The organism is Microcoleus harperi Pol14_C6 (genome assembly GCF_036701295.1).
In the GTDB taxonomy this organism is placed as follows: domain Bacteria; phylum Cyanobacteriota; class Cyanobacteriia; order Cyanobacteriales; family Microcoleaceae; genus Microcoleus.
Genome location: NZ_JAUBQN010000054.1, coordinates 12,094 through 32,388, shown reverse-complemented (window position 1 = coordinate 32,388; position 20,295 = coordinate 12,094). Strand labels below are relative to the sequence as shown.

Annotated in this window: 18 protein-coding genes; 10 read left to right on the top strand and 8 right to left on the bottom strand. The window is 47.1% G+C overall.

What is annotated here, in order from left to right:
• The coding region (locus tag QUA27_RS24935) for a hypothetical protein (protein WP_333071433.1) at positions 1 to 270 on the top strand (270 nt) is incomplete at its 5' end.
• Positions 271 to 347: 77 nt separating this feature from the next.
• Here QUA27_RS24935 and QUA27_RS24930 read toward each other — a convergent pair.
• Positions 348 to 1,877: a YifB family Mg chelatase-like AAA ATPase gene (locus QUA27_RS24930; RefSeq protein WP_333071431.1), complete on the bottom strand. Its 1,530-nt coding sequence runs from the start codon at positions 1,875 to 1,877 to the stop codon at positions 348 to 350.
• 58 nt (positions 1,878 to 1,935) lie between these two features.
• Positions 1,936 to 2,118: a hypothetical protein gene (locus QUA27_RS24925; protein WP_333071429.1), complete on the bottom strand. Its 183-nt coding sequence runs from the start codon at positions 2,116 to 2,118 to the stop codon at positions 1,936 to 1,938.
• On the opposite strand from QUA27_RS24925, the gene QUA27_RS24920 reads away from it, so the two are divergent.
• The 3 genes from QUA27_RS24920 to lnt all read left to right on the top strand — a co-directional run bounded on the left by QUA27_RS24920 (position 2,117) and on the right by lnt (position 6,067).
• Positions 2,117 to 2,464, top strand: a complete 348-nt coding sequence (locus QUA27_RS24920; RefSeq protein ID WP_333071428.1) for a histidine triad nucleotide-binding protein — start codon at positions 2,117 to 2,119, stop codon at positions 2,462 to 2,464. The two genes, QUA27_RS24925 and QUA27_RS24920, sit on opposite strands and share 2 nt — an antisense overlap.
• Positions 2,465 to 3,013: 549 nt before the next feature.
• Complete coding sequence (gene psbA, locus QUA27_RS24915; RefSeq protein WP_333071427.1) at positions 3,014 to 4,096, top strand: photosystem II reaction center subunit D1; 1,083 nt, start codon at positions 3,014 to 3,016, stop codon at positions 4,094 to 4,096.
• 186 nt (positions 4,097 to 4,282) lie between these two features.
• Positions 4,283 to 6,067, top strand: coding sequence for an apolipoprotein N-acyltransferase (lnt, locus tag QUA27_RS24910; protein WP_445251546.1), 1,785 nt, complete (start codon positions 4,283 to 4,285; stop codon positions 6,065 to 6,067).
• 66 nt (positions 6,068 to 6,133) lie between these two features.
• Here the strand turns inward: lnt and QUA27_RS24905 are convergent, their stop codons facing one another.
• Positions 6,134 to 7,039, bottom strand: a complete 906-nt coding sequence (locus tag QUA27_RS24905) for a bestrophin family protein (RefSeq protein WP_333071426.1) — start codon at positions 7,037 to 7,039, stop codon at positions 6,134 to 6,136.
• Between the two features lie 320 nt (positions 7,040 to 7,359).
• On the opposite strand from QUA27_RS24905, the gene recJ reads away from it, so the two are divergent.
• Positions 7,360 to 9,441, top strand: coding sequence for a single-stranded-DNA-specific exonuclease RecJ (recJ, locus tag QUA27_RS24900; protein ID WP_333071425.1), 2,082 nt, complete (start codon positions 7,360 to 7,362; stop codon positions 9,439 to 9,441).
• Between the two features lie 106 nt (positions 9,442 to 9,547).
• Here the strand turns inward: recJ and psb30 are convergent, their stop codons facing one another.
• Entirely contained in the window at positions 9,548 to 9,688 is a 141-nt protein-coding gene (gene psb30 / locus QUA27_RS24895) for a photosystem II reaction center protein Ycf12/Psb30 (RefSeq protein WP_015175616.1), read from the bottom strand.
• A gap of 349 nt (positions 9,689 to 10,037) precedes the next feature.
• Between psb30 and QUA27_RS24890 the strand changes: the two genes are divergently transcribed.
• From QUA27_RS24890 to QUA27_RS24880, 3 genes are all read left to right on the top strand, one after another.
• Positions 10,038 to 10,412 (top strand): YkgJ family cysteine cluster protein, encoded by a 375-nt coding sequence (locus QUA27_RS24890; protein ID WP_190735392.1) that lies wholly within the window; start codon positions 10,038 to 10,040, stop codon positions 10,410 to 10,412.
• 197 nt (positions 10,413 to 10,609) lie between these two features.
• Positions 10,610 to 10,933 (top strand): ssl2009 family thylakoid membrane protein, encoded by a 324-nt coding sequence (locus QUA27_RS24885; protein WP_333071421.1) that lies wholly within the window; start codon positions 10,610 to 10,612, stop codon positions 10,931 to 10,933.
• A gap of 252 nt (positions 10,934 to 11,185) precedes the next feature.
• A complete protein-coding gene (locus QUA27_RS24880) occupies positions 11,186 to 11,473 on the top strand; it encodes a YggT family protein (protein WP_006631083.1) in 288 nt (95 codons plus the stop codon).
• A 236-nt stretch (positions 11,474 to 11,709) separates the two neighbouring features.
• Here the strand turns inward: QUA27_RS24880 and QUA27_RS24875 are convergent, their stop codons facing one another.
• The 4 genes from QUA27_RS24875 to QUA27_RS24860 all read right to left on the bottom strand — a co-directional run bounded on the left by QUA27_RS24875 (position 11,710) and on the right by QUA27_RS24860 (position 18,407).
• A complete protein-coding gene (locus tag QUA27_RS24875; protein WP_333071419.1) occupies positions 11,710 to 12,141 on the bottom strand; it encodes a hypothetical protein in 432 nt (143 codons plus the stop codon).
• A 107-nt stretch (positions 12,142 to 12,248) separates the two neighbouring features.
• Positions 12,249 to 13,226, bottom strand: a complete 978-nt coding sequence (locus tag QUA27_RS24870) for a shikimate dehydrogenase (RefSeq protein ID WP_333071416.1) — start codon at positions 13,224 to 13,226, stop codon at positions 12,249 to 12,251.
• A gap of 184 nt (positions 13,227 to 13,410) precedes the next feature.
• Positions 13,411 to 14,775: a P-loop NTPase fold protein gene (locus QUA27_RS24865; RefSeq protein ID WP_333071414.1), complete on the bottom strand. Its 1,365-nt coding sequence runs from the start codon at positions 14,773 to 14,775 to the stop codon at positions 13,411 to 13,413.
• 863 nt (positions 14,776 to 15,638) lie between these two features.
• Positions 15,639 to 18,407: a phycobilisome rod-core linker polypeptide gene (locus QUA27_RS24860; RefSeq protein WP_333071411.1), complete on the bottom strand. Its 2,769-nt coding sequence runs from the start codon at positions 18,405 to 18,407 to the stop codon at positions 15,639 to 15,641.
• A gap of 467 nt (positions 18,408 to 18,874) precedes the next feature.
• On the opposite strand from QUA27_RS24860, the gene QUA27_RS24855 reads away from it, so the two are divergent.
• On the top strand, positions 18,875 to 19,030 hold the full coding sequence (locus tag QUA27_RS24855) for a hypothetical protein (RefSeq protein ID WP_333071410.1): 156 nt from the start codon (positions 18,875 to 18,877) through the stop codon (positions 19,028 to 19,030).
• A 60-nt stretch (positions 19,031 to 19,090) separates the two neighbouring features.
• Positions 19,091 to 20,275, top strand: coding sequence for a class I SAM-dependent methyltransferase (locus QUA27_RS24850; protein ID WP_333071409.1), 1,185 nt, complete (start codon positions 19,091 to 19,093; stop codon positions 20,273 to 20,275).
• Positions 20,276 to 20,295 lie beyond the last annotated feature (20 nt).

The following is a 20,295-nucleotide window of genomic DNA, read 5'->3' as shown; positions in this document are numbered from 1 at the left end:
TGGTCAATCCTAAGCACTTTAAAAACTGGTTTACAAGCTGCTGTTACTGTACTTCATAAACCTGGAATCCGCTGTAACACTAACAGAACTTACGCAACTCTCACCAGTGATCCTGGCACCATGCAGCACAAAATCAGACAACAAACATGGGAACATCGGGGCGTTTCAGTGGCTCAATTAAATAATTGGACACCATTAACCGAGCTTAAATACCCCCTTAATCTCTTAGTCCCCCTCTGCTGGGACTTCGTATGTTTAGAAGCGATGTAAATCGCCGAATCAACTGTTAGATCCCCAACTCCTTTAAAAAGTCGGGGATCGGGGGATTGTGTCTTTTGAGCCGCTGTTTACTGCATCCGATCGATCGTCCGATACTGCACCGCCTCCCCCACATGATGAGTTTTCAAGCTTTCATCGCCCGACAAATCAGCAATAGTTCTAGCAACCTTCAAAATTCGATCGCTCCCCCTCGCAGAAAGCCCCAATTTCCGAATCGCCATCTCCAATAAATTCCGAGAAGCATCATCCAACTGACACCATTTGTTAATGTGGCTGCTTTGCATCTGGGCATTACAGCGCAAACTAGATTCCGACTGGAAACGGCGAGTTGCGAGCTCTCGCGCCCGCTGCACCCTCACCCGCACCGGTTCCGACTCCTCCCCCGTCGGCTGTCGAGTAATTTCCTCGGGTTTCAAACGATTAACCGCCACTTGTAAATCAATCCGATCCATCAAAGGCCCCGAAAGTTTTGCCCAATATTGCTCCCTCTTTTGCGGCGAACAAGTACACTGTTGGATCGAATCACCGTAATAACCACAAGCGCAAGGATTCGTACTCGCAACTAATGTAAATTGAGCCGGAAACATCACCGATTGTCTAGTCCGAGAAATCGTCACATAACCATCTTCCAGCGGTTGCCGCAAAAACTCCAAAACATCTCTTTTAAACTCAGTTAATTCATCGAGAAAAAGGATGCCGCGATGTGCTAAAGAAATTTCACCCGGACGCGGAAAACTGCCGCCACCTACCAAAGAAGGCCCCGATGCCGAATGGTGAGGACTGCGAAAAGGTCGATCGCCCACCAAGCTTCCCTTATCCTTCAACAACCCCGCCACCGAATGAATCTGAGTTACATCCAAAGCTTCATCAAAAGTCAGCGGCGGCAGAATACCCGGCAAACGCCTCGCTAACATCGTCTTACCACTCCCTGGCGGCCCCACAAAAATTAAATTGTGTCCCCCCGCCGCGGCAATTTCCAAAGCCCGCCGCGCGTGAATTTGCCCCTTTACATCCTTTAAATCTAGACCAGAAAACCGCGTTTTTGCTAACTCTTCTCTACCGTTTATTTCTACAGGCGAATAAGCTTCAGGATTGTTCAAAAAATCAGTAACAGCAAAAATATTCTCAAAACCATAAACAGATATTCCGTGCACTAAAGCCGCTTCCTGCGCGTTACCAGCCGGTACAACCAACCCTGAAATACCCATTTTTTGAGCAGCAGCGGCGATCGGCAAAACCCCAGCCACAGCCCGCAAACTGCCATCTAAAGAAAGTTCCCCTAAAAACAAATAATCTCCCAAAAGTTGACCGCTGACTTGTTCCGATGCTGCTAAAATGCCAATGGCGATCGGCAAATCAAAACTCGGCCCTTCCTTCCGCAAATCCGCCGGAGTCAAGTTAATCACAATACTCCGCATCGGAAAAGCATATCCCGAATTTTTTAGCGTGGCCTTAACCCTTTCTTTAGCTTCTTGCACTGCAGAATCGGGCAATCCCACAACCACAATTTTCGGTAGCCCCCCTGACACATCAGCCTCAACACCAACCTTTACCGCGTCAATTCCAACGATCGATGCACTCCAAACCCTAGCAAGCATTTTTCTTGATCCTTAATTTGCCTGTCCTTGATTCATCATCTATTATGATTAACAATGACTAATGAATATCGGAAGAGGCAAGAAAAACTTTTCCTTGCCTCTTCTTTTTCTCCTCTTCCTTCTCTCCTGCTGGGTCTTCCCTCGAACCTCTTCCCCTTCCCACTTCCCACTTCCGCCCTCTTCCTTCTTCCTTCTTCCTTCTTCCCTCTTCCTTCTTCCTTCTTCCTTCGTTAACACTCATGACAACTCAAGAAACGCTTTTCAGCAAAATCATCCGCAAAGAAATTCCCGCAGACATCGTTTATGAGGACGACTTGGCCCTAGCGTTCAGAGATATCCATCCGCAAGCGCCCGTCCACATCCTCGTCATTCCCAAACAGCCTATTGCCAAATTAGCCGATGCCGAGTCGGAAGATCATGCTCTCATGGGACACCTGCTGCTGACTGTCAAGCGGGTAGCAGAACAACTCGGACTTAGCAACGGCTATCGCGTCGTCATTAATAGCGGCAGCGACGGCGGCCAAACTGTAGACCACCTGCACCTTCACATTCTCGGCGGACGGCAGATGAACTGGCCCCCAGGCTAAAGGCTAAGTTTTACGCAGAACTTGCGGACTCATCCTCAGAAACCCTGTTTATTTCTATTGCCCAGCGCTTCAGAAACCGGGTTTCTTTTTTCGTCAATAAACCCGGTTGATTGGAGATTATTGAGAATGCAGCCCGATCGCACGATAAACCTGGTTTTCAGTATTCTCCCGATACAAATTTACCCTCGCAGAATCCACCTGTTATATGTGAATAAATATTAAAAATCATCTCTTCACGACCTAATTAAGAAATATTTAAGTAGAAAGAGAATCGACCTGAACAAAAATAATGTGTTTGAACTGCTGAACCAAGCTACAGGCAATAGATTCTATTCTTGTGGTCGCTGTATGTAACCCGTTGAATGTGTAATTTTACTTTGTAAAAAACTACAAATATTTACGAAATATCAAGTTATTGTAAAAGTTTGTAAAATGTTTAAATTGTCAGCAGTAATCCCTTGGCAAACTAGAGTGAATGGTGTTACTAATATAAGCGTGGGGCATCCCCACAACGAACCTTGAAAATTCAATTAAGCAATCATAAACCAAATGACAACAACCGTACAGCGTCGCGAAAGCGGCAACGTTTGGGAACGGTTCTGCGAGTGGGTAACTAGCACCGAAAACCGCATTTATGTGGGTTGGTTCGGCGTCTTGATGATTCCCACCTTGCTCAGCGCCACCATCTGCTACATCATCGCCTTCATCGCTGCTCCTCCTGTGGACATCGACGGCATCCGCGAACCAGTTGCTGGTTCCTTAATGTACGGCAACAACATCATTACTGGTGCTGTTGTTCCTTCATCGAATGCGATCGGTCTTCACTTCTACCCAATCTGGGAAGCAGCTTCCCTCGATGAGTGGTTGTACAACGGCGGCCCCTACCAATTGGTAGTTTTTCACTTCCTGATTGGCATTTTCTGCTACATGGGTCGTGAATGGGAATTATCCTACCGTTTAGGTATGCGTCCTTGGATCTGCGTCGCTTACTCTGCACCAGTTGCAGCAGCCACCGCAGTATTCTTGATTTACCCGATCGGACAAGGCAGCTTTTCTGACGGTATGCCCTTGGGTATCTCCGGCACATTCAACTTCATGATCGTGTTCCAAGCCGAGCACAACATCCTGATGCACCCCTTCCATATGTTGGGAGTTGCTGGTGTCTTCGGCGGTGCTCTGTTCTCCGCAATGCACGGTTCCTTGGTAACATCTTCTTTGGTTCGTGAAACAACCGAAACTGAATCTTTGAACTACGGTTACAAATTCGGTCAAGAAGAAGAAACCTACAACATCGTTGCAGCCCACGGCTACTTCGGTCGTTTGATTTTCCAATACGCGAGCTTTAACAACAGCCGTTCTTTGCACTTCTTGTTAGGTGCATGGCCAGTTGTCGGTATCTGGTTTACCTCTTTGGGTATTTCCACGATGGCGTTTAACTTGAATGGTTTCAACTTCAACCAATCGGTTATCGACTCGCAAGGTCGCGTCATCAACACTTGGGCCGATGTGATCAACCGCGCTAACTTGGGTATGGAAGTAATGCACGAGCGCAACGCTCACAACTTCCCCCTCGACTTGGCCGCCGGTGAAGTCACCCCAGTAGCAATGGTTGCTCCTTCCATCAACGGCTAAATTTAGCTTTTGATTAACAAAAAGCGCTCCTAGAAATAGGGGCGCTTTTTGTTTTGGCAAGTAGAATTTGATAGATTTTTTTCTATTAAATCCGCTAAATCCCATACACTGCGCGTTGTCGAGCTTCCTTCTTCCGGATTAATCTGATATATTAATTAGGAATTATTATTTTTGGCAATCATCAAAGTGGCGATATTTAACAGGCACAAATTTGAAAAACTCGTGGTTCATAAATCCAAAACATTAGCCTGGGCGATCGCATTTTTTAGCGGCATTTTGATGGCATTAACAACCGCACCAGTAAATGCCTGGCTATTGGCTTGGGTAGCATTAGCTCCCCTGTGGATTTTGGTTGTTAGTTATCAAAAGCCAAAAATAGAAGAACAAAAACAAAAATTTCTCTTTCTTCCTTCTTTCCTCAACATCCATCTGTTACATCCGTTACCGAACTTCCTTCTTCCTTCACTCTGGGGAATTGGCTATCACGGATTAGCTTTATCTTGGATTATGGGAATTCACCCGATGACTTGGTTGGGAGTTCCTTGGTGGCCGAGTTTGGCGATCGCACTTTTTTGCTGGGCATTCATCACGCTGTGGGGAGCCGCCTTAGTCACCGTTTGGGCGTGGCTATTTGTAATTCTCAACTCCCTCACTTTACCCGGCAAAAATCTTATTGTTATTCTTAACTCCCCCCCTTTACAACGGGTGGCTGGCGCGGGTAGCTCCGATCTTATTCTTCTTAACTCCCCCCCTTTACAAGGGGTAGCTGGCGGGAGTAATGCTCAATTTTCAGCATTAACTCGCGTTTTAATTGGCACAGCTTTGTGGTGTGCCTTAGAAAGTATTTGGAGTACAGGTTCCCTGTGGTGGACATCCCTATCATATACGCAAAGCCCGCACAATTTAGCAATATTGCACCTCGGTCAACTCTCCGGACCCAGCGCAGTAACAGCCGCTATTGTAGCAGTAAATGGCTTAATCGCCGAAGCTTTTCTTGAAGGAAGAAGGAAGAAGGAAGAAGGAAAAAGGAAGAATTGGATTGCTTATATTTTGCCTGCTAGTTTGTGTATAGTTTTGCATATTACAGGGTGGAGTTTATACAACCGTCCTTTGAATCAAGAAGCTGCAACCGCTTTAAAGATTGGCATTATTCAAGGAAATATTCCTAACGAGATTAAGTTTGATTCAGGGGGCTGGCGGCGCGCTTTGGAAGGTTACACCAGTGGATACAAAGAGTTAGCAGACAGAAAAGTCGATGCTGTGTTAATTCCAGAGACAGCTTTGCCTTTTATCTGGACAAACGAGTATCAGCGTTCTACTCTTTCTTTTTATCAAGCTATTCTCGAACGCGGTGTGGTGTCTTGGGTAGGAGGATTCGGACAGCAAGATAATAGTATCACTAACAGCTTATTGGCGATCGATCGCACTGGAGAAATTGTCGGCCGCTACGATAAACTAAAGCTCGTACCTTTAGGCGAATATATCCCTTTTTACGAAATCTTAGGCGGGATTATTAATCGGCTTTCTCCCTTAGATGCTCATTTAGTACCAGGCAACTCTAAACAATTATTTGATACGCCGTTTGGCCGCGCCATTGTCGGAATTTGTTACGATTCAGCCTTTGCTGAAAATTTCCGCTATCAAGCGGCGAAGGGAGGCGAATTTATGATCACAGCTTCCAATAATGCCCATTACAAACCACCGATGTTGGCTCAACATCACGCTTTAGATGTGATGCGGGCAATAGAGACAGATAGATGGGCAGCCATCGCCACTAATACGGGTTACTCTGCTTTTGTAAATCCTCGCGGCGAGACGGTTTGGAAGTCGAGAATTAATACCTATGAAGTCCGAGATGCTACTATTTATCGGCGGCAAACTCGGACTTTGTACGTGCGGTGGGGAGATTGGCTAACTCCTGTATTGTTAGTATTGGCTGGGTTAATGCGGTTTATTGTTAAAAAAAATTAATCCGAAGCTTTTAGATTTTAGATTTTATGTACCACTCTAAAATCTAAAATCTAAAATTGAATTACTCTACTTATCTTTCACGTGTTCGTGAACGCTAGGAGATAAAGAAATTAAATCGTCGATATTGCGCTGCATGGCAGCACAAATATTGTCCAAAGGCAAATCATTGGCATCGTGTCCAAAGGGATTTTCTATTTCAATGCCGATTTCTTCAATCCCGAACAAAGTAAAACTAATTAAAGCCACAACAGGGCCGGTTCCCCAACTCACATCGTTTACCATTTGAAAGGGCAGTGCCAAACAGTAAAGCAACAATAGTTGTTTCAGGTGAATCGCGTAAGCCAAAGGGATAGGCGTCTTCAAAATTCGCTCGCAGCCGCCTAATACATCTATCATAGAGTTGATCAACTCCTTCATACCAGTTAACTGATAGACATCAACGCAATTGGCCTCATACTGCTCGTGCAAGTAATCCTCAATCCAAAAAGCAATTTCTAGGGGCGGATTGTTCATCGACTTGAGCTTTTGGTACTGTGCTGGGGACATTAACGGCTCCAATTCGGGATTTACAGATTCTTGCCGCAAGTGCAGTTTCATCGCCACTGCAAAGGCAGGTAACAGGCGCAGGGCTGACTTTTTGAATGCGATATCCGGCGGGTCTTTTTCCTCAATTGCTACCCATATTTGGCGCGCCAAATTGCGGACGTTGTTGACTAAAGTACCCCACATTTTTCTACCTTCCCAAAATCGTTCGTAGGCTGTATTTGTCCGAAAGACTAACAGTAAACCGAGGACAATACTCGGTACAATGCTAGACAAAATCGGCAAGGCTACGGGCAAGTTGAAAAAGTGCAGGAAGGAAATAAACACCCCAAATCCTCCGCACAGCAAAACGCGGGGCAAAATTGAGGGAATGACAGACCCCCGAACCTGTAATGCAATTTTAAACCAAGGCGGTCGATCGACACTCATGCAAGTCTCCTCATAAAATTAAATTCGCCCTCTGCGCCCAAAGTCCATTTTCGATTTTTGATTGACTCCACAGATGCAAAGTGGGGGTTGGAACTTTGGTCGAAAATTTTGGGTTCTCCACGACTCCTATCGGGCGGTGGTATCAGTATTTGGGTGCGGTGAGAGCTTCCCAAAAAAGCTTTCCTACAAACAACATTCGGATTTTACCCAAAAACTCATCTTTATGATCAATCTAAAATCTAAAATCTAAAATCTAAAATTGATTGACTGATGCACTTAATTCGGTAAGATTAATTATGTATCTTTAGACCTCAGCTTCCGTGCAAAAGCTACCGACATCTGTGCCCCCGCATTTTCACCGATTGCCAAACCAACGGTGGCAAATTTATTCGCCTCAAGCACAGCAAGCCGAAAAGTTTGCCGACGAAATCGGTTTGTCGCCCTTGCTGGCACAGGTGCTGATTAACCGGGGCATAGATTCTGTTAAAGAAGTGCAAGGGTTTATCGAACCGGAATCTCTGGTTTTGCCGGCGCCAACCGATGAGTTTCCCGATTTGGCTGCGAGTGTAAAACTGTTGCGGGAGGCGATTTCGGGAGGGCAAAAAATTGCGATTTGCGGCGACTACGATGCTGACGGGATGACGAGCACGGCTTTGTTGCTGCGATCTCTCAGGACTCTGGGCGCGAATGTCGATTATGCTATTCCCAGCCGGATGCGAGAAGGTTATGGGATTAACGATCGCATTGTAGAAGAATTTCACTCGGAAGGTGTCGCTCTCATTCTCACGGTTGACAACGGAATTGCAGCCTACGGCCCCGTTGCTAGAGCGCGAGAACTCGGTGTCAAAGTTATTATTACAGACCATCACGATTTGCCGCCAAAACTGCCGCCGGCAGATGCTATTCTCAACCCGAAATTAATCACGGAATCTTCACCATATCGCGGTTTGGCTGGTGTAGGCGTTGCTTATGTTTTGGCTATTACTTTGGCGATTGATATGCAGAAAGTTGGCGGTTTGGTGAATCCGCTGCTGGAGTTATTTACTTTAGGAACTATTGCGGATTTAGCACCTTTGACAGGAGTTAATCGGCGGTGGGTGAAACGGGGTTTGCGGCTGTTGCCTCACTCGCAATTGGCGGGTATTCAGGCTTTGATTCAGGTGGCGGGAGTGCAGCCGGGAAGTGCGGAAAGTTTACCTCTTCTGAATTCAAAAAGCCAAGCTAGCAATACGTTAAAGCCTGAAGATATTGGTTTTAGGCTTGGGCCCCGGATTAACGCTGTGGGGCGGCTGGCTGACCCTCAAATTGTGATAGAGTTGCTGACCGCGGACGATCGCGAATTGGCTCTTAAAAACGCAATGCAGTGCGAACAAATTAATCAGCGCAGGCAGGAGTTGTGCCAGGAAATTGAGCAGGAAGCAATTGCTTGGTGCGAGGAAAGGGCGATTGACTTACAGCAAGAACGAGTTTTAGTTATCGTGCAACCGGATTGGCACCACGGGGTGATCGGGATTGTAGCTTCTCGGTTGGTGGAACGCTACGGCGTACCTGTGTTTATTGGTACTTTTGAGGATGAGGCTGTAGGGGAGGTTGCCCATAAAATTATCAGGGGTTCGGCGAGGGGAATTCCTGAGTTTAATGTATTTGACGGGCTGAATTTTTGCGCCGATTTATTAACTAAATTTGGCGGACACAAAGCGGCTGGCGGTTTTTCTATGCCGGCCCAGAACCTAGAACAATTCCGCAATCAACTGTCAATTTTTGCCAATCAATGTTTGCAACCGGAACACCTAAAGCCCCTGGTTTCAGTTGACGTGCGAGCGGATTTGGGTGAGATTAATCTTGAGCTTTACCGACAAATTGATGCTCTGGAACCTTGCGGGATTGAAAATAAGGCTCCTGTATTTTGGACACCTAATGTTTGCATAACTGAACAGAAAATTGTTGGTAAAGGAGGTCACGTTAAACTAACTGCAACTCAAGAGGGAAATGTATCGGCTAGTGTGAAGGCGATTGCTTGGCGTTGGGGCGAATATTTTCCTTTGCCTCGGCGGGTTGATATTGCTTACCGATTGCGAGAAAATAGTTTTAATGGCAAGACATCGGTTGAGTTAGAATTGTTGGGCGTTCGGCTACCGGCAAATGCTGCTACTTCCAGGCCACCGAGGTTCGGAAAAGTTGAGTTTGATTATTGCGATCGCACTTATTCTTGCAGTCTGTCTCCTGCAGGCTCGATCGAGGAATTGAGAATTCGCAACTCTCAAGGACAAGTTTTGGCTGTTGCACCCGGACAAAATATCGGTTTGTTAGGCACCTCGCGCAAAGATGCTAGAGAAGTGGATGTCTCTCTACCTTTTTTTGAGAATTTGATTCAAACTGCTAAACACGCCCTCGGTATTTAATCGGACAACTGGCGCAGCAGGGAAAATTGGCGATCGAGCGTTGTGAATTTTGAATAATTTACAACTCAAAACTCCCAACTCTAGATCGCCCCGGAGCGTGCTATAATTACAGGTCGCCGCCTTTAGCTGCCAAGAGAAAAATCACGATCGGGCCAGAAAGCACGACGGCTGCGAGTAAAGCTACCTGAACAATGAGTTGGTAGTCTACACCACCCAGACCACTGAAAAGATCGGTTATAAAGTCCATTTGTCCTCCTGACTGTAGTGATTAAGTCTAGATTGTTGCATTAGAAAATCCGCTTCTGATTTTACCGGGCGATCGACCATATTTTTTAAGGAACTTTACAAAATTCAACAAAATGTAAACTACGATCGACCTCTCAGTCACAGCAAACCAGGGACTTGATGCCCCTTCCCCGAAAGTGAGCGGAATCTAAAACCTCAAATCTAAAATCGAACGCCCTTGCAGGAGATCCGCCTCCGGCGCGGGCAATTGATATACTTGAAGAAATCCTGTCTCCTAAAGTTTGGCATTTTCCACATAATGCTCCGAATCTAAAATCAAAAATCTAAAATCAAAAATCTAAAATCAAACTATGGCTACTTGGCGTTGCGTAAAGCAGTGCGGTGCTTGTTGTTACCTCGACCCAACAGAGCGCCCAGACTTAGACGAGTATTTATCTGAAGACGAATTATCGCTCTACTTGAGCTTAGTCGGAGATGACGGTTGGTGTATCAATTTTGACAAAGCGACCAGAGAATGCGGAATTTACGCCGATCGACCGCGCTTTTGTCGGGTAGACTCAGAGGTGTTTGAGGAAATGTACGGTGTTGAGCCGGCCCAATTAAACGATTTCGCGATCGAGTGCTGCTTAGAACACATTGAAGATCTTTATGGCGATCGGTCTTTGGAAATGATCCGCTTTAACTCTGAAGTCGGAATTCTCGCCTTACCTGACGGTGTTGCATAATTGCGGGATGATTTGGATTGTTTTGTGGGATGGGTCCATGAACCCGAAGGCGTGTATTTTCACAGCAGCCGGGACACCCCACAAGCATCCTCCTCAAATTGTGCAACGATACCTGACAACTAACAATCTCCCGGTTTCTCACCGGGAGAGTGTCAAAATAAACAAATTAAGGAAATATCGCGCAGTTGAGTTGAGCTATGAGTAATCGAGAGGGTTTTACAGGGGGATTTATTGCCGGAGCTGCCCTTGGCGGCTTGGTGGGTGCAGTTTTGGGTGCGGTGCTGTCGCGGCGCGCTGCTGAAGCTTTGCTGAGTGAACCTTCAGACGCAAAAACCAGAAAAATCCGTCAGAGGAAAGCCAGCCAACTCGAAGCCGAAGGGATGGAAGTAGCAAGGCTGAGTTTAGAAGATAAAATTGCCCAGCTCAATCAGGCAATAGATGACGTACGGCTGCAACTCGGCGACGTAAACGGCAACGCGCCGGCGCCGGGCAGCGAGGGATCGATCGCCCCAGACTCCTGAATCTATTTAAAATTTTAGATTAGTCTGGCAGCTTAATGGGGGCTACTAACATCTTGCGCCATTCTCAAGAACTCGCTTTTGTGCCTGTTCCACAAAGAGTGAATTTTATTGTGGGGTGGGCATCCTATCCTGCCCGCCCGAAAAAAGCCTGATGCTCCCCCTCTCGCCCCTCTCGCTCCTCTCACTCCCCCAGCTATGCTAAACTCACAGTTAAAGTGTCTGTAAACTTTACTCAAACTACAAGCAAAATTTATGAGTTCTTCAATAGGCCTTTTGGCAACCACGCTAGCGACATTTCTGCAAATCTATCTAGTCCTGATGATTTTTCGGGTGCTGTTAAGCTGGTTCCCCAATATCAATTGGTACGACCCCCCGTTTTCGATTTTGAGTCAGTTAACAGATCCTTACCTGAATCTATTCCGATCAATTATCCCCCCCTTGGGAGGGATTGACTTTTCGCCACTGATTGCTTTTTTTGTACTTCAGTTCGGCTCGGAATTCTTGATCGGTCTTTTGACTAGCTTGCAAACATCCTTGTAGTTTGAAAAGCTTAAGTTTTTAAGCATCGAGCGTAAATTGTTTGGCAGACCTAGCTGCCTGCAACTAAATTTTAGATTTGACATTTTTAGATGAACTCCCTGGTTGAAAAGCTGGGGAGTTCATCGTACATTAGAAATGAGAAATTGCCAGCCACTAAACAATCTCAAATCAGCAATCTAAAATCTCAAATTGCATCGCGGTTTCTCAACAGCAATCTAAAATTTCAAAGAGTTTTGTTAGCGGCGAACCACGCCAGTAAAACCTGTAGCTTTAAATTGCTTCAGCTTCAAAGGTGTTCGTTGATTGGCGGCAACCGAAATTCTGAGCTGAAAATCGCTAACTCCGGGAGGAACTTCTTCTATAGAACCCAAGCGAGTGCGATTTTGCATCACCGGATTGTCGTCGGCATCATAAATGCGGCCGAAAATATCGGCATTGACAACTGGTTTGCCGGTGCTATTTTCAGCTTGGCCAGTAATCAAAAAGCAGGTAGCTTCCATAGAACTGCCACTGGTGACTGTTCCTTCTGCCATTTCGGCAGGACATTCGCGATAAGAAAGGTCGGAAAGTTTAATCTGCGTCAGAGCCCAAGCAGGTGGAGTGAATACCAAACTAAAAATTCCGATTAGGCAAGTAGCAAAAAAAAGGCTGATAGCTCGAAATTTCATAAATTGCGGGGCAAGTATATTTTAATTCTCAGCTTAGCGCGAATTCAGCCTCAAATTTCTACTTATAGGAATTCGGAAAACTACAGCTAGTTTTTTAAGAAATGGCATTAGTCTAAACCTAAATGCTGTCGCAAGGCTTGGCGCATCACATCGACTGGGACGGATTCTTTATCCAGCCAAATTTTTAAGGCGGCTGCTCCTTGTTGAACTAGCATTTCGAGTCCGTCAATAGCTCGCGCTCCCCGAAGCTGTGCATCTTTGAGAAACTGCGTAGGATTAGGGGTGTAAATTAAATCATAGACGATCGCCCCTGCTGAAATTCGATCGAGCGCACCCTCCCCAACCGGCGACTTTTCCCCCTGCGGATACATCCCCACAGGCGTCGTGTTCACCAGCAAATCTGCCTGCGAGATTAACATTGACAAATTCTCCCAAGTATGAACCTGCAAATTCTGCACGGGCATCGGAGAATTGACCCAACTCTGCTGAAATTCCGCTAAATTTTGTTCGCTGCGGCCGACAACATGAATCTCTGCACATCCCAATTGAGCGCATCCAGCCACAACAGCCCTCGCCGCCCCGCCATTCCCCAAAATTACCGCTACTTTCTGACTCCAATCGGAACCCCCCCTAGCCCCCCCTTGGTAAGGGGGGGGACAGGATTCAACAGCCGTATTGCCGCTTTCTAACGGAGAAATTGAGTCTTTAGCCCCCCCTTGGTAAGGGGGGGTTGGGGGAGTGTGCAGCGGCGCGAGAAAGCCTTCAACGTCAGTATTTGTGCCGCACCAACCTTTGTCAGTCAGGTATACGGTATTGACTGCGCCGACCGATCGGGCGATCGGGGAAACTTCCGACAACAGCGGTAAGATTGCTTGTTTGTGCGGAATCGTGATGCTAAATCCCCGAACGCCGATCGCCACAAATCCTGCAAGAGCAGCTTTTAAATTCCCTGGTTTTACCGGAAACGGCAAGTAAACAAAATCGACTCCCAAGTGGGAAATAGCAGCATTGTGCATCGCCGGCGACAGAGAATGTTCGACGGGATGACCAATTACTCCCAACAGTTTAGTAGTGCCTTTAATCATTTTTGTTAATTGACTGTTGACTGTTGACTGTTAACTGTTGACTGTTGAGTTTTGTTAGTTTTCATACCCGATCCTGCTACAGTTGTTCCCTTATTCTTTAGTCGGCTAGGAGTGAAGTTCGTTGGTTCAAAACCGATTTTCCTCGCCGAGTGACAGTAAACCGTCAACTGTTAACTGTCAACTGTCAACTGTCAACTGTTTCCCGAAACTCTTTGGCGTCAGCCAAAATCGGATTGACATCAAACCAGTAATCCTCGCCGTAACGGTATTCAAACACCCAGAGACTACGCAGCAAGATTTGGTATTTAGTTTCTCCACTCACAGTTTTGGTAGCGGATACTTGGCGCAGCAATTGCCACTCATCAGGTTCGATCGCCAAAGTAAGCTGGTGGCGGCGCTGGACGATCACATTTTCCAAAGTTTCCCGCGACAGAGGAGGGTCTTGTTTCTGCAGACAGCCATACAGTAGTTGCAGCAAATTGCGGACATGACCACCGCTGACTCGACACAGGCGATCGAGAGTTTCCGCAGAGTCGAAAACTTTGCCAACCAAAGCATTGCGCTGCCAAGGGTGCACCGTCGGAAAAGCCCGCGCCAGAACCATCTGTCGCAGCAATTCCACACCCTCAGAGCACTCTGAACCGTCACTCAACTGCACCGGCACCATCGGCAAAACCTTCGGATCTACCCCAAATCGATTGGTCAACTGGCCCAAATCGTTAGAGAAAATCAGCACCAAAGGAATTGTATACACGACGTGGCAATTTAGTCTTGCCAACTGTTCGCCGCGATCGACAAACAGGTATTCCGGCTGCAGCCGCCCCGTCGGTTTCGCGCACAGGTGTATGCGATCGAGATTGTCGATAATTACCACAAGTCCTTGTTTCCCTTGCCGTTTGAGTTCTTGATTAGCCGGCTCCAGCAACTCCTTATTCAGTGCATCTAAAATTACATTAGTTCGCGGCTCCAAATATTGCCTCAACTCCGATCGCAGATTCGGAGCATCTTTCGCCTTAGCAGTAATTTTGCCAATTCCCAGCGCCAGAGAAAACTCTCCCTCCGTGCTGGCATTTATTTCCCCAAAACCCGGAACATTAGCTTCAGCGCTCAAGTCTATTTGAGTTTGAAAAACATCAGCAACCCCTTTGAGCAAAGCTTTAAAACCCGTCGGTTGCAGCTTGATTTTCATTTTCTCAATGCTTTCGCTCACCTGACGAGCAACGCTCAACAAAATGTCAGTGATATCTACATCTGCCATGTCTAAGTCTTTACTCGACTCAAAGTAAACAACATGAAATCCTTGTTGCTGCAATTGAGCTTGCAGCCGCAGCAATTCTGTTGATTTACCAGAGCCGATGTGACCGGTGAATAATTGACAGGTAGGTGCATCGGGGGACAGACGGCTGATTGTGCGCTCCAATTGTTCTACGATTGTGCCGCCCCGCACTGATGAAAAATCGATATAGTATTGTCGGTCTTCTTGATTTGCTACTGCCAGGGTGTAGCTGGGATTGCAGGCGCTATAAAATTTCTGTAAATTTAGTTCCATACCCTGTTCGCTCAAAACTACATTATGCCCTAATAGCTTATTCGTTTCGCTATGGTAATAATCAGCACACATTATCAACTTATTTTGATGTTTTCTGGGACGCTCAATATCTTGATGGGTCCCTAAACCAGCACTCCGAAATTATACTTAATTTTTGCGTAATGGGAATCAATAGAACCAACTAATACTCATCACTAAGTAATTCATCTGCGTACAGCGAGCGCGACTTTTTTGACATCACAGACGAAAATTGGGCAGTAATGTTCTCGGCTCAAAGTGGCTATTCGAGTACGGTTAACCGAAGCAACAAAAACAAATAGTAATTAGGTATCCAGAAACCAGGTTTTTTAAATAATACCTTCGCCATATCTACAGGAGGTTGGGTTCTGGTGGAGCGCAACCAACAACAGATTTGAGATTGGCAATTTGAGATTTTAAACGGGAGCAAAAACCTCAAATCTCAAATCTCAAATTGATGGCGTTGTGTACGAGTGCTTCAAACCAACCTACTTCCTTAAAGCATTCTGACTTAGGCACCAAGGTGTTGTTTAAGAAACCCGGTTTCTCTGTGTGATATTTTTTTTGGGAGCTACTTATTTTTAATCGATTCTACCATTTTGCGACCGACACCTGCTACCGAAGCGGGGTTTTGGGCTGTGACGAGGCTCTCCCTGGCAACAGACGAAACTTGAAAACCAGGTTTCTTAGCAAACTCTCTCTTTCCTCACTCTGCGCCCTCTGCGCCCTCTGCGGTTAAAAAAACTCCAAATTATACAAAAAAAGGGCTGGTAACTACACCAGCCCTTCAACTAATTTTAGACGTTAAATTAGCAGTAATCTAACATCTAAAACCTCAAATCAATCTAGCTTCTGTCAATAGCAGCTACTGGCTCAAAGCTCGGGATCACCAACTCATCATTCTGCTTAGTGAGTTGATTGTACAGCCTTTCGGTATTCGGGAAATTCGCAGCAGGCAGAGTCGGGAAGCGACGGTAAGGAACAGTATCCTCGCCAAACGCCTCGGCATATTCAACGCTATTCAACATCGCGTTGATAAAGCCCTTAATGCCTTTGCTTGCCAAGATTTGGTTGTACGTACGAATCTCCGCTTGATTGCGGGGAGCGCGGCCCAAGAAGTGCTTGGTTCCCAACTCAATCACCTTAGTATTGGGATAAGGTGCGTAGAACTGTTTGACGTACAGCGACGAGCAGCCCAAAGCCTCAATGAACTCCTTGAGATTGATTTCATTGTTGCCCAGTTTGCTTTCCAGCGCCGTGAATTCATTCTTCACAACGTAGGGATTTAAATCGCGTTCAAAAATTTGACGGTAAGCAGCTTGAATTAAAGTTTTCAAAGCTACTTTGTCCGAAGTATTCGTCAGCTTGAACATCTTAGTTTGTTCGCGCCGCTTGCTGACACCTTGAGCGAGGCGAGTTTGCAACTCGATATCGCCCCGATCGCCTGCTGCACCCAGTTCGATAAACCGAGGAGTTTCAGGAGTCTTAGCTTGGACATTTTGCTCAGCGACTGAACCCGATCGCATCGTCCGCATCGACAAACCGCCGGGAGTCACATAGCGCTCGTAGGGTACTGTATCTTCCCCGAAAGCTTCGTTGTACTCCATGCTGTCCATGATGCCATCGACAAGTGCGTAGAAACCTTTCTTAGCACAAATGTCAAAGTAAGCGTTCATTTCCTGACGGCCGTAGGTAGGGCGTCCCAGGAGTCGGCGGTGAATGTACTCGATCGCCTTACAAACGTAGAGCTTGCTCCAGTACATATTGCGGAACACGTCAGACTTCGCCAACATCCGAATAAACTCGCGCATCGTGATGTCGCCGTTTTCCAGCTTAATTTCCGCCACCTTTTGGCGCTGGCCGTCGAACACGTCGCGACCGAACACTTGCAGGTAAGCTGCCCGAATCACCGCTTGGGTGGAACTTTCGGTAAATTTGACACTGGAACTGTTGCTGTAGCTGCTAGAGACACCGCGAGCAGTTTTCTTGGAAGCCACATAGCCGCCTGGTAACTGGTCTAGTTTAAAGACCTTGGGGCCGAGAGAGCCTGGAGCCTTGCCGCGGGCTTCCGGGTTGCTCAATTGGTTTTCAATACCTGCACCTTGACGGATCAGGATACGGCGAGTGTCTTTGCCGAAGGGAGCTGGACGGTTCTTGGGGTTGCGAGTTTCTTTCGGGAAAATCGCGCCGAACTGAATTTCTAAGGGGTCATTGCCAACACCGTAAACGTGCTGGTCTGGCAGAGGCTGGTTGTAGCCGGCAAACAAGGTGATGAACTGAGGAACCTTGCGGAACGGAGCGCTGAAATTGAACAAATCAATTTGCGGGCCCCAGTTGCGACACTCCTGAGCTTCTTGGCCCAAACCGCGCAGGTAAGGCACTGTCTCTTCGCCAAAGTAATCGGAATATTCCTGGGAATAAACCATCGCGTCTACGAGGGCTGGCAGGCCGCCTTTGCTGACGATCGCAAAATACTTGCTAAATTCCTCCCGCGAGCTCAAACCGCGACCTAGGAAGTGACGGGCGGCAAGTTCTACAGCGCGGCTGTTGACAAACGGCTCGTAGAATTGCTGACGGTACAGAGGAGATTTGCCAAGACGGCGAATAAACTCTTTCATCGAGATTTCGCCATTTTTGACCTTGGATTCTAAGTCAGAAATGCTTTGGCTGTATGCGCGGGTAATATCGCGCTCGAATACTTGGCGGTAAGCTGCTTTAACTACTTCTTGCTTTTCCCCCGCAGACAGGCCGGTTTTCATGACGAATTTTGACCGCCGCTCGGCTGCGTTGAAGTAGATTTGAGGCAGTTGCAAGCCTTGCTGGTCGTTGCTTTCGCGCTGCCGCACCTTGTCTGAAGGTGTAGGAGCTTTGAATTCGGTAATTGCTACGTCGAAATACTGTCCGACGATCGCACTTGCCTCTGCATTATTTCTGAAATAGCCCAAAGATGCTGCCTTCATTTCCTGCATTGCCACAATTGTGGCCGCCGAAGAGCAAGCATTTTCGATGATTTCCCGCAATCCGCGCACGTTCACCGAAATAATGTTCGGGTCGCCAGCTACGATCGCGTAGGTGATGTAGCGCAAAAACCAGCTCAAGTCCCGCAGAGATTTGGTCATGTTGCCCGGGCCGTAGCGCGAGACATTGATCGGCTGAAATCCTGCGGGGATTGGGCCGCTGTAGCCGCCACCGTTGCCAGAAAATAGATTTCCTAGCCCCAAGAAACCACCGCCACCGCCGTTGCCACCAGCGCGGCTTTCTACGTAGGTGACATTTCCCAGTTTCATGCCTTCAGAGACATTCGCCGTACCGCCACGAGCCGCGCCTGCTACAGCCATCGCAGGCTCTTGTGGTCTTTCCAAAAATGCCAGCGGGGAACCGCCGGTAAAAATCCGGTTGGCTGCGCGGGATACTATCAGTTCCGAGTTTTGGGTCAGCGTCGCAGAGATATCGATCCGCAGAGTCCCTGAACTGAAATAACTTGCTAGTTCGCTGAGTTCGCCCCGCTGTAGAAAGCGGTCTTGCTGTTCTGCTTGCGAAATTGTTGCGACCGGTACAGTTTGATATAGTTGCGGACGCGCAACCGAGCTGCCACCACTTGCCTTTACAGTCATTAGACTCCTTCGCTCCCTATCTAAATAGTTGCAGCATTTAACCCGACTAACCTTGCCTTCTCATGCAGGTCAAAGTAGGTATTTTTGCTTTGTTTACTTTTTGCCTTTACCTGTCACGAGGTTCGGGCGCGCTTACTTTCTTAGATTAAAATGTTTTGGTTTCATCTTTCTGCCAGCGGGGAAATGTCCGATCCGAAGGCAGGCACGGGGTACTCCCTCCGCTGCGCTCCGCCGGCATACCCGTGGAAAAAAAGACTCGGCAGGAGAGTTGCCTTTGGGCGATTGCAGCCAGTGCCTTGAATTAAAGGAAAAGAAAATCAAAAATTTTCTTCTGCCTGTTTCGGGGCTTTTGACTTTCTGCGGAAAGACGCCTCCGCTTTACCTGACAGTTCAGCGGTGGGTTATTGACAGTCCTCGTTTGTTAAAAAGCCTGCCGACATTTATTGTATAGATTTAAGAGAGCGTATATGAGAAAAAATGATAAGTTTTATTACGCAGAAGCTGTCAGGGCTTGGCTACCAGGGGTTAGCCGATCGCCCGATCCCTCTGTTTCAGGCTTGCCCAACTATCGCGAAGCGACACTTTTGTTGCGAGTAACGCAGCAACAGAAGTGCATGGCCTAGCGCCGTTACCCCCTAGCTACTGACAACCAATCTCAAAACCCACGCACTATTACCTCACCTATGGATACTACGCCTGATATCAGTGCTGCCGTGCGGCGGCTTTACGATACTTTCCCTTTCCCGCCCGATCCTTTGTCACATGAACCGCCCCCAGGGTACAACTGGCGCTGGAGTTGGCCTGATGCTTACAATTTTTGCACCGGCCAAAAGCCGCCAAAACTCGATATTCGGATTTTAGACGCTGGCTGCGGCACTGGTTCGAGCACCGATTATCTGATTCACCTCAATCCAGAAGCTTCGGTGACGGCGATCGACCTGAGTGAAGGTGCTTTGAAGGTAGCACAAGAACGCTGTCGGCGATCGGGAGCGCGCGAAGCTGATTTTCGCCACCTCAGCCTGTACGATGCCGCCCAGTTAGAGGGCGAGTTTGATTTGATTAACTGCGTGGGCGTGCTGCACCACTTACCCGATCCGATCCGGGGCATTCAAGCGCTGGCGGCGAAGTTGGCGGAGGGCGGTTTGATGCACATTTTTGTGTATGCTGAGCTCGGACGCTGGGAAATTCAACTGATGCAAAGGGCGATCGCACTTCTTCAAGGCCCGCAAAAAGGTGACTATCCCGATGGTGTGAAAGTAGGTCGTCAAATCTTTGCTTCTTTACCAGAAAACAACCGTCTTGTCAAGTACGAAAAACAGCGTTGGGCAGGAGAAAATCAGCGGGACGAATGTTTTGCTGATATGTACGTTCACCCGCAGGAAATTGACTACAATATTGAGACTTTGTTCGAGTTAATTGATGCTTCGGGATTGGAATTTATTGGTTTCTCAAATCCGGGATATTGGCAGTTAGAAAGACTTTTGGGGAAAGCGCCGGAATTGATAGAAAGAGCTCGGGGTTTGACGGAACGGGAGCTTTATCGATTAATTGAATTGTTGGATACGGAAATCACTCATTACGAGTTTTTCTTGGGCAAAAAGCCTGTTAATAAAATTGATTGGTCGGACGATAAGGCACTTTTGGCGGCAATTCCAGAGTTGAGTGGTTGTATGCACGGTTGGCCGAGTCAACAAGTGTTTGATTGCAACTACCAATTGCTCAATTTGTCAAGTGCTGAATTAGAGTTTTTGCAAGCTTGCAATACCAAAACTGTTGGGGAGATTTTGGCGGATGTGGAGATGGGATTGGATGAAGTGCGATCGATCTTATCAAAACAGCTCATTTTGCTAAGGCCTGGTCAAATCTAAAATCCCAAATGGTGATTTAA

What these genes read in the sequence shown, in the direction of transcription:
- QUA27_RS24930 (WP_333071431.1), bottom strand. Translation starts at nt 1,877, where the DNA reads ATGCTTGCTAGGGTTTGGAGTGCATCGATCGTTGGAATTGACGCGGTA.
- QUA27_RS24920 (WP_333071428.1), top strand. Translation starts at nt 2,117, where the DNA reads ATGACAACTCAAGAAACGCTTTTCAGCAAAATCATCCGCAAAGAAATT.
- QUA27_RS24925 (WP_333071429.1), bottom strand. Translation starts at nt 2,118, where the DNA reads ATGAGTGTTAACGAAGGAAGAAGGAAGAAGGAAGAGGGAAGAAGGAAG.
- psbA (WP_333071427.1), top strand. Translation starts at nt 3,014, where the DNA reads ATGACAACAACCGTACAGCGTCGCGAAAGCGGCAACGTTTGGGAACGG.
- QUA27_RS24905 (WP_333071426.1), bottom strand. Translation starts at nt 7,039, where the DNA reads ATGAGTGTCGATCGACCGCCTTGGTTTAAAATTGCATTACAGGTTCGG.
- psb30 (WP_015175616.1), bottom strand. Translation starts at nt 9,688, where the DNA reads ATGGACTTTATAACCGATCTTTTCAGTGGTCTGGGTGGTGTAGACTAC.
- QUA27_RS24890 (WP_190735392.1), top strand. Translation starts at nt 10,038, where the DNA reads ATGGCTACTTGGCGTTGCGTAAAGCAGTGCGGTGCTTGTTGTTACCTC.
- QUA27_RS24885 (WP_333071421.1), top strand. Translation starts at nt 10,610, where the DNA reads ATGAGTAATCGAGAGGGTTTTACAGGGGGATTTATTGCCGGAGCTGCC.
- QUA27_RS24880 (WP_006631083.1), top strand. Translation starts at nt 11,186, where the DNA reads ATGAGTTCTTCAATAGGCCTTTTGGCAACCACGCTAGCGACATTTCTG.
- QUA27_RS24875 (WP_333071419.1), bottom strand. Translation starts at nt 12,141, where the DNA reads ATGAAATTTCGAGCTATCAGCCTTTTTTTTGCTACTTGCCTAATCGGA.
- QUA27_RS24870 (WP_333071416.1), bottom strand. Translation starts at nt 13,226, where the DNA reads ATGATTAAAGGCACTACTAAACTGTTGGGAGTAATTGGTCATCCCGTC.
- QUA27_RS24865 (WP_333071414.1), bottom strand. Translation starts at nt 14,775, where the DNA reads ATGGAACTAAATTTACAGAAATTTTATAGCGCCTGCAATCCCAGCTAC.
- QUA27_RS24860 (WP_333071411.1), bottom strand. Translation starts at nt 18,407, where the DNA reads ATGACTGTAAAGGCAAGTGGTGGCAGCTCGGTTGCGCGTCCGCAACTA.
- QUA27_RS24855 (WP_333071410.1), top strand. Translation starts at nt 18,875, where the DNA reads ATGAGAAAAAATGATAAGTTTTATTACGCAGAAGCTGTCAGGGCTTGG.
- QUA27_RS24850 (WP_333071409.1), top strand. Translation starts at nt 19,091, where the DNA reads ATGGATACTACGCCTGATATCAGTGCTGCCGTGCGGCGGCTTTACGAT.